This window comes from Terrisporobacter sp., from assembly GCF_017888745.1.
GTDB lineage: Bacteria > Bacillota > Clostridia > Peptostreptococcales > Peptostreptococcaceae > Terrisporobacter.
The window spans coordinates 1-12,966 of sequence record NZ_JAGHFM010000276.1; the positions used below are offsets into that span (position 1 = coordinate 1).

Annotated in this window: 15 protein-coding genes, 1 other RNA gene and 2 pseudogenes; 16 read left to right on the forward strand and 2 right to left on the reverse strand. The window is 27.7% G+C overall.

What is annotated here, in order from left to right; translation table 11 throughout:
• The 9 genes and pseudogenes from J7G74_RS16840 to J7G74_RS12460 all read left to right on the forward strand — a co-directional run.
• Positions 1-139 (forward strand): annotated as a pseudogene (locus tag J7G74_RS16840) (thioredoxin-disulfide reductase); the annotation flags it as partial.
• Positions 140-436: 297 nt separating this feature from the next.
• Complete coding sequence (locus J7G74_RS12425; RefSeq protein ID WP_297135892.1) at positions 437-1,054, forward strand: AAA family ATPase; 618 nt, start codon at positions 437-439, stop codon at positions 1,052-1,054.
• On the forward strand, positions 1,051-1,950 hold the full coding sequence (locus J7G74_RS12430) for a carbohydrate kinase family protein (protein WP_297135895.1): 900 nt from the start codon (positions 1,051-1,053) through the stop codon (positions 1,948-1,950). Before J7G74_RS12425 ends, J7G74_RS12430 begins: the two co-directional genes overlap by 4 nt.
• Positions 1,951-2,031: 81 nt before the next feature.
• The gene (locus J7G74_RS12435; RefSeq protein WP_297135898.1) at positions 2,032-4,014 is read left to right on the forward strand and encodes a BglG family transcription antiterminator; all 1,983 of its coding nucleotides are present in this window, start codon (positions 2,032-2,034) and stop codon (positions 4,012-4,014) included.
• A gap of 49 nt (positions 4,015-4,063) precedes the next feature.
• Positions 4,064-4,495 carry a PTS sugar transporter subunit IIA gene (locus J7G74_RS12440; protein ID WP_297135900.1) on the forward strand — a complete coding sequence of 144 codons (432 nt, stop codon included), beginning with the start codon at positions 4,064-4,066 and terminating at the stop codon, positions 4,493-4,495.
• A gap of 52 nt (positions 4,496-4,547) precedes the next feature.
• Positions 4,548-4,841: a PTS sugar transporter subunit IIB gene (locus tag J7G74_RS12445; protein ID WP_297135903.1), complete on the forward strand. Its 294-nt coding sequence runs from the start codon at positions 4,548-4,550 to the stop codon at positions 4,839-4,841.
• A gap of 27 nt (positions 4,842-4,868) precedes the next feature.
• Entirely contained in the window at positions 4,869-6,158 is a 1,290-nt protein-coding gene (locus J7G74_RS12450; RefSeq protein ID WP_297135905.1) for a PTS sugar transporter subunit IIC, read from the forward strand.
• Between the two features lie 9 nt (positions 6,159-6,167).
• Positions 6,168-6,557 carry a tetratricopeptide repeat protein gene (locus J7G74_RS12455; RefSeq protein WP_297135906.1) on the forward strand — a complete coding sequence of 130 codons (390 nt, stop codon included), beginning with the start codon at positions 6,168-6,170 and terminating at the stop codon, positions 6,555-6,557.
• Positions 6,558-6,568: 11 nt separating this feature from the next.
• Positions 6,569-7,408 carry a class II fructose-bisphosphate aldolase gene (locus tag J7G74_RS12460; protein WP_297135908.1) on the forward strand — a complete coding sequence of 280 codons (840 nt, stop codon included), beginning with the start codon at positions 6,569-6,571 and terminating at the stop codon, positions 7,406-7,408.
• Positions 7,409-7,528: 120 nt separating this feature from the next.
• Here J7G74_RS12460 and ytaF read toward each other — a convergent pair whose 3' ends face one another.
• Positions 7,529-8,179: a sporulation membrane protein YtaF gene (ytaF, locus tag J7G74_RS12465; RefSeq protein WP_297135911.1), complete on the reverse strand. Its 651-nt coding sequence runs from the start codon at positions 8,177-8,179 to the stop codon at positions 7,529-7,531.
• A 307-nt stretch (positions 8,180-8,486) separates the two neighbouring features.
• Here ytaF and J7G74_RS12470 point away from each other — a divergent pair, with 307 nt between their 5' ends.
• The 3 genes from J7G74_RS12470 to ssrA all read left to right on the forward strand — a co-directional run bounded on the left by J7G74_RS12470 (position 8,487) and on the right by ssrA (position 9,700).
• A complete protein-coding gene (locus J7G74_RS12470; protein ID WP_297135913.1) occupies positions 8,487-8,609 on the forward strand; it encodes a hypothetical protein in 123 nt (40 codons plus the stop codon).
• A 78-nt stretch (positions 8,610-8,687) separates the two neighbouring features.
• Positions 8,688-9,146 (forward strand): SsrA-binding protein SmpB, encoded by a 459-nt coding sequence (gene smpB, locus J7G74_RS12475; RefSeq protein ID WP_187295433.1) that lies wholly within the window; start codon positions 8,688-8,690, stop codon positions 9,144-9,146.
• A gap of 204 nt (positions 9,147-9,350) precedes the next feature.
• Positions 9,351-9,700: a transfer-messenger RNA gene (gene ssrA, locus J7G74_RS12480) on the forward strand.
• A gap of 335 nt (positions 9,701-10,035) precedes the next feature.
• Here the strand turns inward: ssrA and J7G74_RS12485 are convergent.
• Entirely contained in the window at positions 10,036-10,431 is a 396-nt protein-coding gene (locus J7G74_RS12485) for an RrF2 family transcriptional regulator (RefSeq protein WP_122641097.1), read from the reverse strand.
• Between the two features lie 147 nt (positions 10,432-10,578).
• Here J7G74_RS12485 and J7G74_RS12490 point away from each other — a divergent pair, with 147 nt between their 5' ends.
• The 4 genes and pseudogenes from J7G74_RS12490 to J7G74_RS12505 all read left to right on the forward strand — a co-directional run.
• Positions 10,579-10,953 (forward strand): YbaN family protein, encoded by a 375-nt coding sequence (locus J7G74_RS12490; protein ID WP_297135919.1) that lies wholly within the window; start codon positions 10,579-10,581, stop codon positions 10,951-10,953.
• A gap of 126 nt (positions 10,954-11,079) precedes the next feature.
• Positions 11,080-11,547: a globin domain-containing protein gene (locus tag J7G74_RS12495; protein ID WP_122641099.1), complete on the forward strand. Its 468-nt coding sequence runs from the start codon at positions 11,080-11,082 to the stop codon at positions 11,545-11,547.
• A 407-nt stretch (positions 11,548-11,954) separates the two neighbouring features.
• Positions 11,955-12,542 carry a rubrerythrin gene (rbr, locus tag J7G74_RS12500; protein ID WP_297135921.1) on the forward strand — a complete coding sequence of 196 codons (588 nt, stop codon included), beginning with the start codon at positions 11,955-11,957 and terminating at the stop codon, positions 12,540-12,542.
• A gap of 218 nt (positions 12,543-12,760) precedes the next feature.
• Positions 12,761-12,966: pseudogene (locus J7G74_RS12505) on the forward strand (IS1595 family transposase); the annotation flags it as partial.

The following is a 12,966-nucleotide window of genomic DNA, read 5'->3' on the forward strand; positions in this document are numbered from 1 at the left end:
TATGAAGACTAATGTAGAAGGAGTTTATGCGGCAGGTGATTTAAGACCTAAATTACTTAGACAAATAGTTACTGCAGTTGCTGATGGTGCTATAGCTGCAACTGCTTGTGAAAAGTATATAGAGGAATATCATAATTAATATATATTAATAAATATAAATATAAAATTATATATTAGGATTTTAAGAAGCAATGATTTATTAATAAAATTATTGCTTTTTATATTGTATAAAATTGATGTATAAATTAAATTATTATACTGAATAATCCTAATTTATTATTTTAAATATAAAAAATAAATATAGTGATAATATAAAAAAAGTTTACATTATAATTGATTACGGAAATAAATATATATCAAATACGGAAAAAGTATGTCTAAATTAGTAATAAATTAGTGCTACTATTTAAATATACATTATGAAAGGTGGAAACTGATGAAAACAATTATTTTATTAGCTGGTTATCCAGGTACAGGAAAAACATATATGTGCAATAAAATATTATCTAAATTTCCTTATTTCCGTATTGTTTCTCAAGATCAAATAAAAGAAGAAACTTTTGACAAACAAGGTTATAACAATTTAGAAGAAAGAGATAAAATTATAGCTTGGTGTAGAGATGAGTTTTATAAATCTATAGAAAAAAATATGGATGAACAAAATGATATTATTTCAGATTATCCATTTAGTGAAAAACAAAAAAATATAATAGAAGATTTATCGAGTAAGTACAACTATAAAATAATTACAATAAGATTAATAGGGGATTTAGAAGTATTATATGAGAGGCAGTTATCTAGAGACTTAGACGAGAGCCGCCATCTATCACATATTATGAGTTCTTATCACAAAGGTGATGTTTTAAAAAATCGTAAAGAAGCAGATTTATTAGTTTCTCATGATGAGTTCATTAATAGATGTAAAACTAGAGGATATGGAGAATTTCAATTAGGAGATTTAATTGAAATAGATGTGACAGATTATTCTAAAATTGATTATGAAAGTATTAATAATCAAATTGGAGATTTAATAGGGAAGGTGGAAATCATATGAAAAAAGTATGCTGTATAGGACAAAGTGTGTATGATATGACATATCCTATTTATGATGATGTTATTGAAAATAGAAAATATAGAGTAACTGAAAAGTTTGAATGCATGGGAGGGCCAGCTACTAATGCAGCATATTTAAATGCCAAATGGGGAAATGAAACATACCTGATATCAAGGCTAGGAAATGATTTATATGGCCAAAAGATAATGTCTGGATTAAATGATATAGGTGTAAATACTAAATATATAAAAATTTGTAATCAAGATACTTCTGTTAGTGCAGTTGTCTCTAATTTAAGTAATGGAAAAAGGACGATTTTTAACTGTCCAGCAAATAGAGAAGAAATAAATTTTGAATATCCAGCTGACATAGATGTTATTTTAGTAGATGGACATGAGCTTAAGGCATCTTTAGATATGCTAGAGTTATTTCCACAAGCTAAAAGTTTAATAGATGCAGGCACATATAAACCAGAATTAAAAGAATTGGCAAGTAAGGTAGATTATTTGATATGTTCTGAAGATTTTGCTAGACAATATACTAATTTAGAATTTCATATTTATGATGCTAACTCTATTAATCAAGTTTTTGAAAAATTAAAGGAGTTAAATGATAAGCAGATTGTAGTTACAATGGGGGAAAAAGGATTATTATATGAAGATGGAGATATTATAAAACATATGCCAGCTTTTAAGTGCAAACCTGTTGATACAACTGGAGCTGGTGATATTTTTCATGGAGCTTTTGCTCATTGTTTAGCTAAGGACTATACATTAGAAGAAAGTTTAAAGATAAGCTCTATGACATCTGCAATTTCAGTGGAGACGATGGGAGGACAAGTATCCATACCTTCATTTACAGAAGTTATAGAAAGAATTAAAAATATAGGTGAATGAGGAAATTTCCGTACTGTTAAGGAAAATGTATAGCCCTAATAAATATCTATAGGTAATACAATAAGATTAGGGGGAGAGAAGTTGACATTATTCAGTAATAAGAGAGTAGCTAAGATATTAGAAATTTTAATGGATTGTCAAAAATCTATTAGTGGGGAAAGAATATCACTAGAACTTGGTGTAACTTCTAGGACAGTAAGATCTGATATAAAAGAATTGAACAAATATTTAGATGACAACGGAGCAAAGATTGTATCAGCCACAGGAGTGGGATATAGGCTAGAAGTTGAAGATGAAGCTAAATTCAATTACTTTTTAAAGGAGATAAAGCTACTTAAGCAAGGAAACAATGAACAACTTAATATAATACCAACTTATTCAGAAGATAGAATTAATTATATCATTTCTAAGTTACTAATGAGTAGTTTAAAAGATAAAAATAAATTAATTAATCCATATGATCTGTGTGATGAATTATTTATAAGTTCATCTACATTAAAAAAAGATATAGCGAGTATAAATACACACTTATCTAGATTTGACTTAAAGATAGTTATAAATCATAACAAAGGAATATTTATAAAAGGGAAAGAGTCAAATATTAGATACTGTATAGCAGATTATATTTTCAACAAAAGGGAAATCGTTAACCTTGAAAACGTTGAATTCTACAATGAGATATTTTCTAGAGAGCTATTGGAAATAACAGAAAATGTGTTAGTAAGTGTATTATGTGAATACAATGTACACCTTACAGATATATCTTTTAAAAATCTTTTAGTACATGTTTTAATTATGATTAAAAGATATAAATATAATCAAACGGTAATATTTGATAATGCTAGTGTGGATTTTCTAAAAAATACAAAAGACTATCTAATCGCAACTGATATAGTTAAAAGAATTGGCGAAGTAGTAAGGGTAGATTTTAGTGATGAAATATATTACTTAGCCCAACACCTGGTATCAAGTAAGAAATTTTCAAATCAAGATGATAGTAATTATTTTGAATATAAAGACGTGATTGATAAAATTCTTAAAACTATAAAAATAGAGATAGGAATAAGTTTATTTGAAGATTTACAGTTAGTAAATGGATTAGCAGTCCACTTAAATGTAGCTTTGAATAGAATGAAATTTAATATGAATATTAGAAATGATTTTCTAGATTCTATAAAAAGTTCATACCCTTTTGCATTTGAGTTAGGAATAATTGCATCAAGGGTTTTAGAACAAGAGTACAGTGTTTCAGTTAATGAAAATGAAATTGGACTTTTAGCAATTCATTTTGGAGCTGCACTTGAGAGGGTTGGAATTAACAGTAAAAAGTCAGTCAAGAATATTACGATAGTTTGTGGCTTTGGAATAGCTACAGCTATGTTAATAAAAGAGAAAATACTACGATTTTTCGATAATAGAGTTAATATTTTAAATATTAGTTCTTTACATGACTTTGATAAGACTATGCTTGATAATTCTGATGTTGTAATAACAACAGTACCTATAACTAAGTTTCAGTCTAACAAGATTATAGAGGTACCGTTAAGTTTAGGATTTAAATATCTTCAACAAATAGAAGACATTATGTTAGGTGAAGAAAAAATAGCAACTGATTATAAGGAAATTTTGAAAGAAGATTTATTTTTTAAACAGTTAAAAGCTAGTAACAAAGATGAAGTTTTAGAGATTTTAACAAATAAGATGATTGATTTGGGATATATGGATGAAAAAGTGAAGGCATCTGTATACTCAAGAGAGAGAATGTCTACAACAGAATTAGGAAATCTAGTAGCCTTGCCTCATGTTTTAGAATTAAATGGGAGTGGAGCATCAGTGAGTGTTGCAGTATTAGATAAGCCGATAATTTGGGATAAAGAAAAAGTTCAAATAGTTTTACTTCTTAATATATCAAAAGGATTTATTAATGAATGGGAGCAAATATTTAAGAATTTATATAATTATCTTATTGTAAAATCAGGTGTTAATAAACTAATAAAAGGTATAAGTTACAATGAATTTATTAATGATCTAATAGAAAATAATGATATTAACGGTGTAGGTTAGTAAAAATAAAGACACTGTTTGAATTTCAGAAGTAAGAGGGGAAATTTTCATGTTTCAGATAGAATTTAATGAAAAAAATGTAAGATTAAATGTTAAAGCACAAGGATGGGAAGATGCAATAAGACAAGGTGGACAAATTCTTGTTGATAACGGTAAAGTGCATCCTCAGTATGTAGATGAAATTATATCATCTATAAAAGAGTTTGGACCATACATAGTTATTGCAGATGGTTTGGCTATACCTCATGCTAGACCAGAAAAAGGAGCAATTGATATTGGTTTCTCATTAATTACATTAGAAGAACCAGTGAAGTTTGATGAAGAAACAGGACCAGTAAAAGTTATGATCTGTTTTTCAGCAGTAGATGGAAATAGTCATTTAGAAATATTAAAAATGATAGTTAGCTTTGTTGAAAATGGAAAAATAGAAGAAATTGCAAAGTTACAAAATATAGGAGAATTACTAGAATTAATAAAATAATTAAGCTAGTTTTTCATAGATATAATACTTAAATTTTTAGGAGGATTTTAAAATGTTAAATATTTTAATGGTGTGTGGAGCAGGTTTAGGTAGCAGTTTTGCTTGTCAAATGAGTGTTGAGAGTGTATTACAAGATTTAGGTGTAGAGGCTAAGTTAGATCATTGTGATATATCTAGTGCAGCTGGAATGAGAGCTGACATTATAATATCTGGTAAAAACTTCGAACCACAATTCAAGCAATATAGTATAGATGCAGAAAAGATATTTTTAAATAGATTAATAGATAAAGCTGAAATAAAAGAAAAATTAGTACCAGTTTTAAGAAAGTTTAATGTTGAAGTATAAATTCTAGAAAAGTAGGGGGAGAGTGAAATGCAAGCACTAAATTTTATCATCAATAACATTTTAACTCAAGCAGCAGTAACTATAGGATTAATAGCTATGCTTGGATTAATTTTACAAAAGAAACCTTTTGGACAAGTCGTATCAGGTACTATGAAAACTATGTTAGGATTCATGGTTTTAAGTGCAGGATCTAGTATAATTGTTGAAACATTAACTTATTTTGGACAAATATTCACAGCAGGATTTGGAATGCAAGGTTTAGTACCTTCTATTGAAGCTATAAATGGTCAAGCCATGAGTGATTTAGGATTAGGTAGTGAGATAGCATTAACTTTAGCAGCAATATTCGTATTTAATATACTTATAGCAAGATTTACTAAGTGGAAATATATATTCTTAACAGGTCAGGCTTTATTATGGATGGCAACTATATGTGGCGTGTTTGGTTATTATGTAGGACTTAGAGGACCAGCATTAATATTAGTTGGTGGTTTAGTTGGTGGTATATTTGCAGTTGCGATGCCAGCTATAGCTCAACCATGGATAAGAAAAATAACTGGTGATGAGAATGATAATATAGCATTAGGTCATTTCTGTACTATAGGTTATGTATTTACAGCATGGATATCTAAATTAGTAGGTGATCCATCAAAATCAACAGAAGATATTCAATTACCAAAAGCATTTGAATTTTTACAAGACACTTATCTTTCTGTAATGGTAGTAATGGTTCCGTTATATATAGTAACAGCTTTATTTGCGGGACCAGAGTTCTGTGCCCAATTTAGTGGATCGACTAACTATGTAATACATGCATTTTTACAAGCTATGCAATTCGTTGTTGGTATATATGTATTAATGTCAGGGGTTCGTTTATTACTTGCTGAAATAGTTCCAGCATTTAGAGGTATAGCAATGAAATTAGTTCCAGATGCAGTACCTGCTCTAGATTGTCCAGTATTATTCCCATATGCTCCAAATGCAGTTATATTAGGGTTTATAAGTACTACTATAGGATCAATATTAGGGATGTTTTTATTCCCAATGTTTGGATTACCAATGATACTACCAGGTATGTTAACTAACTTCTTCGCAGGAGGTTGTGCAGGTATATTTGGTAATGCAGCAGGTGGTAAAAGAGGTTGTATTATATCAGGTATAGCACATGGTTTATTTATAACATTATTACCAGCAATACTAGCTCCAATGTTAGGAGATATAGGATTTATAAATACTACATGTACTGATGTAGATACAATAGCAGCTGGATTATTCTATGGATGGTTATTAAAACCACTATTCTCAATATTTATGTAGGTGATATAAATGGGTTGGTTTAGTAGAAAAAAAGAAAAAAAGACTTCACAAGAAAATATTAAAACAGAAGCATTAAATATAGAAGAACTAAAAGAAAGTGTAGAAAAATTAAAAGCAGATTTACAAAATAGTGAAGGTAGTTCAAGGGTAAATATCCTTAATAAATTAGGAGATATTTACTATAAAATTTCTGATTATGATGAAGCTGCAAAATATTATGAAGAAAGCTTAAGTTTACAAAAGACTATAGGTAAGGCATATACAAATCTTCTTAATATATACAATGCAAAAAGAAAAGAAGCAGCTATAAATAAAGATGATGAACAAATACAATATTATTTAGTAAAAATCGATGACATGATGAAAATTTCAAAAGATGTTGTCAGAGGAAATGTATAGGGGAGAGTATTATGTATAAAAATTTAACAGATTTATTTAAACAAAATGAAGGTAAAGGGGCAATCGGAGCATTTAACTTACATTGTTTTGAAATGCTTCCATCAATGATAAAGGCTGCAGAAGAAATTAATGTACCAATAATTATACAAACATCATTAGGAACAGCTGAATACATAGGATTTGAAACTTTAATAGCTGCAGTAAAATCTTTAGCAGAAAGATCTAGTATAGATGTATGTTTACATATGGATCACTGTAAAGATATAAATGCTATAAAAAGAGCAATCGATTGTGGTTATACATCAGTAATGTATGATGGATCATCACTTCCAATAGATGAAAATATAAAAAATACAAAAGAAGTAGTTGAATATGCTCATGCAAGAAACGTATCAGTAGAAGGTGAAGTTGGATCTATTGGCGGAGCAGAAGAAGGTGTAGTTGTAGAACAAAGTGACGCAGCTTATACTAAATTAGAAGATGCATGTAAATTTGTAAATAGTACAGGAGTAGATGCATTAGCTGTTGCCATAGGTACTACTCATGGACAATATAAGTCAAAAGCAAATATAAACTTTGAATTAATGCATGAATTAAGAGATAACTTAAATGGTGTAGGACTAGTACTACATGGTGGAACAGGAGTATCTGATGAAGATATGAAACGTTGTGCATCAGATGGCATGAAAAAAATAAATGTTGGAACTGAATTAAATAAATCTTATATAGAGGAAGTAAATAAAACATTCCCAGGTGCAACACCGTTAACTTCTTTAAGAGGTTTATTAGGGCCAGCAAATGATAGAATAAAAGATATAATAGTTGAAAAGGCTACATTATTTAAAATATAGTCAATAAATAGTCCATCTTCAATATAATACAAATTGTTGATAAAAGCATTAGAAATTCTTATTTTAATTATGAATTTCTAATGCTTTTTAATTTATAAAAATATTTAATTTTATTAATATCTATTTTAGTTTTAAAAAAGCCAATAAAATAAGAGTTGCTCCACTCAACCATGATAAATTCAAATCTGATCTTTCTGCCACTTTATTTCCGAGAAAACATCCAGCTAATACAGCAATCATATTTATAATAAGAGAAAAAAGTATGATTTGAATAATGTTAACTGACAACAAACCTGTACTAAATCCAGCAGCTAAACCATCGAGAGAAAGGGCTACTGCCAAAGAAAATGATTCTTTAGGAGAAAGTTCTAGAGAATGATCTGCATCTGCTTCAGTACTATCTAAACAAACCCTAAGAAAAAATTTAAAATCGAAAAGTCTAAATGATAAATCTCGACAGTAGTTACAATTTTTATTTATTAATGATTTTAATGTGCTGTCGAATAATTTAGCCAAGCCTAACATTAAAAGCACAGTAACACAAATACTTGTAGTAAAAGCAGGTTGAATAAAGTTACTAATAATACTGCCCATAAAAAGAGCTATACCTAAAATGGTAGAGCAGACAATATTAATTATTATAGCTGATTTAAAGGGAATTTTAATTTTACTTGTTCCATATGCAAAACTTGCAACGAATGCATCCATAGAAAGGGCGCTTACAAGTAAAATAGCATCTAGAGCTGGTAATAAAGATAATGAACTAAACATAGATGACCCCCTATTTTTATATTTGTATTAACAATATATTGTAAAGATAAGGAGAATGTTACAATAAAAGATTATATTTATAAGAAAAATTTTAATTTATTTATAGGGAATAATTAGTTTTAAAATATAAAGAAATAAATTATAGTATTAATAATGAATATAAAAATTGGAAATCATATAGAATATAATTAGAGTTTTATTTTAAAAATAATGGATAGAATAAGATTGTTAATATTTATTTTGTTATAAGATATTTATATATATATTAATGAGATTTACAAATGGTTCTGTATTATAGAAGATAAAAATGGATTTATCATTAAATTATCTTATAATAGGAAGATTTGTGACAATATTAATAATATTTCCCAAGCAATTTGGTAAAAACCATATAATAAGACTTGTAGATATGATGACTAGAAAGATTTAGCAATAATATTGAGATTTATGAAAGTATATGGTATACTAATGCTTGTTAAAATGAAATAATAATAAAGAAGGTGAGAGTATGGCAGGAGAAAAAACATTAGCTACAAATAAAAAAGCTAGACATGAATATTTCATAGAAGACACATATGAATGTGGAATAGAATTAAAAGGAACAGAAGTAAAATCAATTAGAGCAGGTAGAGTTAACTTAAAAGAAGGTTATGCATCTGTAGATAATTCTGAAGTTTTCTTAAAACAAGTTCATATAAGTCCATACGAGCAAGGAAACAGCTTTTATAAAGAAGATCCTCTGCGCACAAGAAAATTATTACTTCATAAATATGAAATCAGAAAACTAATAGGGGCTACTACTATAAAAGGTTATTCTTTAGTTCCTTTAAGAATGTACCTTAAAAATGGTAAGGTAAAACTTGAACTAGGTCTTGCAAAAGGTAAAAAACTTTATGACAAACGTCAAGACTTAGCTAAGAAGGATGCACAAAGAAGAATAGAGAGAGAAATGACTGGAAAATATTAATTCTATTAGCAAATTAATTTAGTTGCATTTAGATTAAAAAAGTAATATATTATATATACAGCAAGACAAAGAATTAATACAAGATAATAAAGGGTGTCCCAATTTTGACATAACCTTTTAGATATAAAAATAAAAACTTAATATGATTTGGTGAAGAAAAAAGTTTGCGGTATAAAATCAGTCTCAATGACTTTAAACATCCATGGGGGTGTAAAGGTTTCGACGTGGGTTCGGAACTTGGGGCAGCGTGTCGTGTTACTCTGGGTCACGTAAAAACTGGGGAACTTAAAATAAACGCAAACGATAATTACGCTTTAGCAGCTTAATTGCTGCTTGTCCCGCCTAGCCCTCCTGCCGGTTAGGCCTGGACATCATTCATGCAGGGAACTACTTTTAGGGTGTCTCGACTAAAAGCGGACTAACTGAGGCTGGCCAAGGATAGAGTTTGTCACTGGACGCTATCTGCGGCGAGATTATAAAGCAGATGACTACACACGTAGACGCAACGAGGAAAAAGCTTACGGACAGGGGTTCGACTCCCCTCATCTCCACCAATACATAAACGTGGAAACGTAGAATAGTTGGAATTACTAGACTTTATAGTTTGGTAGTTCCTTTTATTTTGCTATTTAACACACATTTAGCACACAATCAGAAAAATAAGTTAAAATAAATAAGATAAATGTAAATTTGAATGATATGAATATTATAACATTTAGAATAAATAGTGGTGAACCGTATCACAAGTAACGGAGCACGGTTTTTATAAAAATAATTATAAATAGATTATACTAATTTTGATATGAGCCCTTTGTGATAGAAAGTTAAAACAATAAAACTTTTGTCATAAAGGGTTCATATCATCTTATAGATATAATGTCTTAATATATTAAAGGATATCATATAGGGTATATTTATAAAATTCAATTATAAATGAACTTAAAGCATTATTTATAATTGGTTTTAATTTACAAGAATTATTAAGGTTACAAGTATTATTATCAGTAGAAAAACATTCTACAATATTTAAATTATCTTCTGTTATTTCAAGAAGTTTACCTAAGTTTATATTTTGGGGGTCCATTCCTAGCTTTATACCACCATTTCTTCCCTTAGAAGATAAAATATATCCATTTTTAGCTAATTTATAAATTATTTTTTTTATATGATGAGTAGACAAATTAAGTGTATTTGATAACTCATCTACTGTAAAAAGTTTATTTTGGTTATTGCCTAGATAAATTAATATTCTAAAACTATAATCAGTAAATTTAGATAAATACATAAAATTCTCCTTAATATAAGTTGATTATTATATATTATTATAAATTATATTAGGTTAGATACAATATAAATTATAATTAAAAAATTATATGTTATTTAAAACTTAAAAAGGGTATATAGAATACATATTAAAAAATAGGAGAGTTTTATGAAGAGAATTAAAAAAATAATATTTGTTATTGCAGGGTTTATATTTCTTTTATTAGGAATAATCGGAATAGTACTTCCTATATTACCGACAGTACCATTTTTACTTTTAACATCATATTGTTTTGCTAGAGGGTCAAATAAATTTGAAACCTGGTTTAAATCTAGCAAAATATACAAAAATTATTTAGAAGGTTTTATAATTAATAAGTCCATGACCTTAAAGCAAAAGATATATACATCAACTTTTGCAGATATAATGATTGCTTTTCCATTAATTATTTATTTTAACTTATATATAAAGTTATTTTTAATAATAATTATTATATTTAAGTATTATTACTTTATATTCAAAATCAAAACTATAAAGATATAATTGCAATTGAATTGAGAATAAAGAATATATTACTTTTAAAAAATGTTTATATAAAAAATAATTGGGTAAATTTTTAATAAATAAAAAGTGTATATAAAATGCACATTTAAAAAGGAGAGAGTAAGTATGTTAAGTCAAAAAACAATAGAGATAGTAAAAAGTACAGTGCCGGTATTAAAGGAGCATGGATTAGAAATAACAAAAACTTTCTACAAAACAATGTTTACGAATAATCCAGAAGTAAAAGAAATGTTTAATATGGATAAACAAGAATCTGGAGAACAACCAAAGGCGCTAGCAATGACAATACTAGCAGCAGCTCAAAATATAGATAATTTAGAGGTGTTATTACCAGCGGCAAAGAAAATAGGAAATATTCATGTTAATTCAAATGTAAAACCAGAGCATTATCCAGTAGTAGGTAAAAATTTATTATTAGCAATAAAAGAAGTTCTAGGAGACGCAGCAACAGAAGATGTTTTAAATGCATGGGCAGAAGCTTATGAAGTTATAGCTAAAGTATTTATAGATGTAGAAAAAGATATGTATATAGATCAAGTATGCAGAGATAATCAAGTACATCAAAAAATGTAATTTAATAAAAGCTCCTTAAAGTATTGATATTTTTATCATTGCTATTAAGGGACTTTTATTAATTATTTTTGATTTTTATATAATATTAGGTTTTATAGATGTAGTACACAAAATGTAATTAAAGTATCTTATATTAACTGGTACAACTAGTTAATTTCTGTGTGTTTTATCAGGAAAAGTATGGAGTACTACAATTATACAATTTATCCATTTCAAGTTTATTTTTATTATAACATTAAATCTAATAAAAGTTAAACATTTTATATTTAATATATTCTGATATATAACTATGCATATTAATACAAATTTACAAATTATTATGTAAAAAAATGTAAATTAGTTGTTGAATTTATAAAATTTTTAATGCTACTATCTTTATAAACTTAAATTAATTAAAGGAGGGACTTATGAAAAGTTTAAAAGGAACAAGAACAGCTGAAAACTTAATGAAATCTTTTGCAGGAGAGAGTCAAGCAAGAACAAGATATACATATTATGCAAGCATAGCAAAAAAACAAGGGGATGTTCAAATATCAAACATATTTATGGAAACAGCAGAACAAGAAAAAGAGCATGCTAAGAAATTTTATAAATATTTAAAAGAAGATTTTATAGATGAAATGATAGAAATAACAGCAGCATACCCAGTATCATTCCATGAAGATACTATGGCAAACTTAAAAGCGGCTGCTGCTGGTGAAAATGAAGAATGGACAGAATTATACCCTGAATTTGCAAAGATAGCGAGAGAAGAAGGGTTTGAAGCTATAGCTAAAACTTTTGAGAGAATAAGTGGAGTAGAAAAAAGACATGAAGCTAGATATAATAAATTAGCTAAAAATATAGAAGAGGGAAAAGTATTTAAGAAAGATGAAAAAGTACTATGGAAATGTTTAAATTGTGGTCATATTCATGAAGGTGAAGAAGCACCTAAGGTATGTCCAACATGTGTACACCCACAAGGATACTTTGAAGTATTTATAGAAACATATTAATAACTATTTTTAAAATAGGATGAAAATAGTTGATAATATTAAAAAGTAAATAGAAATAGGCATATATATTAGAACTATTAAAGGTATGCCTATTTTTATTTTATAATCATAGACATCTATTATTTTTATTTAAGGCTATGTTTTAAATCAATGTTGAAAATGGATATTTTTTATATATGGGATATAATATGAATATATAAATGTTCGGAGGTTATAGTATGCCAAGTATAAAGTCTATATTAACAGATATACAAACATTACCATTAAACCAAGTAGAAGAATTATTATCATACTTAGAAGAATTTCTTGTATTAGGTTCTCAAGTAGGACAAGTATGCGAAGAAGTTAAATAGTTTAGATTTTCTAAATGTAAAGTATGCCCTCATTGTAGTTCTGAATCAATTTCAAGAAATGGTAAATATAA

Excerpts from the sequence above, each read along its gene's own strand:
- J7G74_RS12425 (WP_297135892.1), top strand. The coding sequence starts at position 437 with ATGAAAACAATTATTTTATTAGCTGGTTATCCAGGTACAGGAAAAACA.
- J7G74_RS12430 (WP_297135895.1), top strand. The coding sequence starts at position 1,051 with ATGAAAAAAGTATGCTGTATAGGACAAAGTGTGTATGATATGACATAT.
- J7G74_RS12440 (WP_297135900.1), top strand. The coding sequence starts at position 4,064 with ATGTTTCAGATAGAATTTAATGAAAAAAATGTAAGATTAAATGTTAAA.
- J7G74_RS12445 (WP_297135903.1), top strand. The coding sequence starts at position 4,548 with ATGTTAAATATTTTAATGGTGTGTGGAGCAGGTTTAGGTAGCAGTTTT.
- J7G74_RS12450 (WP_297135905.1), top strand. The coding sequence starts at position 4,869 with ATGCAAGCACTAAATTTTATCATCAATAACATTTTAACTCAAGCAGCA.
- J7G74_RS12455 (WP_297135906.1), top strand. The coding sequence starts at position 6,168 with ATGGGTTGGTTTAGTAGAAAAAAAGAAAAAAAGACTTCACAAGAAAAT.
- J7G74_RS12460 (WP_297135908.1), top strand. The coding sequence starts at position 6,569 with ATGTATAAAAATTTAACAGATTTATTTAAACAAAATGAAGGTAAAGGG.
- ytaF (WP_297135911.1), bottom strand. The coding sequence starts at position 8,179 with ATGTTTAGTTCATTATCTTTATTACCAGCTCTAGATGCTATTTTACTT.
- J7G74_RS12470 (WP_297135913.1), top strand. The coding sequence starts at position 8,487 with ATGGATTTATCATTAAATTATCTTATAATAGGAAGATTTGTGACAATA.
- smpB (WP_187295433.1), top strand. The coding sequence starts at position 8,688 with ATGGCAGGAGAAAAAACATTAGCTACAAATAAAAAAGCTAGACATGAA.
- J7G74_RS12485 (WP_122641097.1), bottom strand. The coding sequence starts at position 10,431 with ATGTATTTATCTAAATTTACTGATTATAGTTTTAGAATATTAATTTAT.
- J7G74_RS12490 (WP_297135919.1), top strand. The coding sequence starts at position 10,579 with ATGAAGAGAATTAAAAAAATAATATTTGTTATTGCAGGGTTTATATTT.
- J7G74_RS12495 (WP_122641099.1), top strand. The coding sequence starts at position 11,080 with ATGTTAAGTCAAAAAACAATAGAGATAGTAAAAAGTACAGTGCCGGTA.
- rbr (WP_297135921.1), top strand. The coding sequence starts at position 11,955 with ATGAAAAGTTTAAAAGGAACAAGAACAGCTGAAAACTTAATGAAATCT.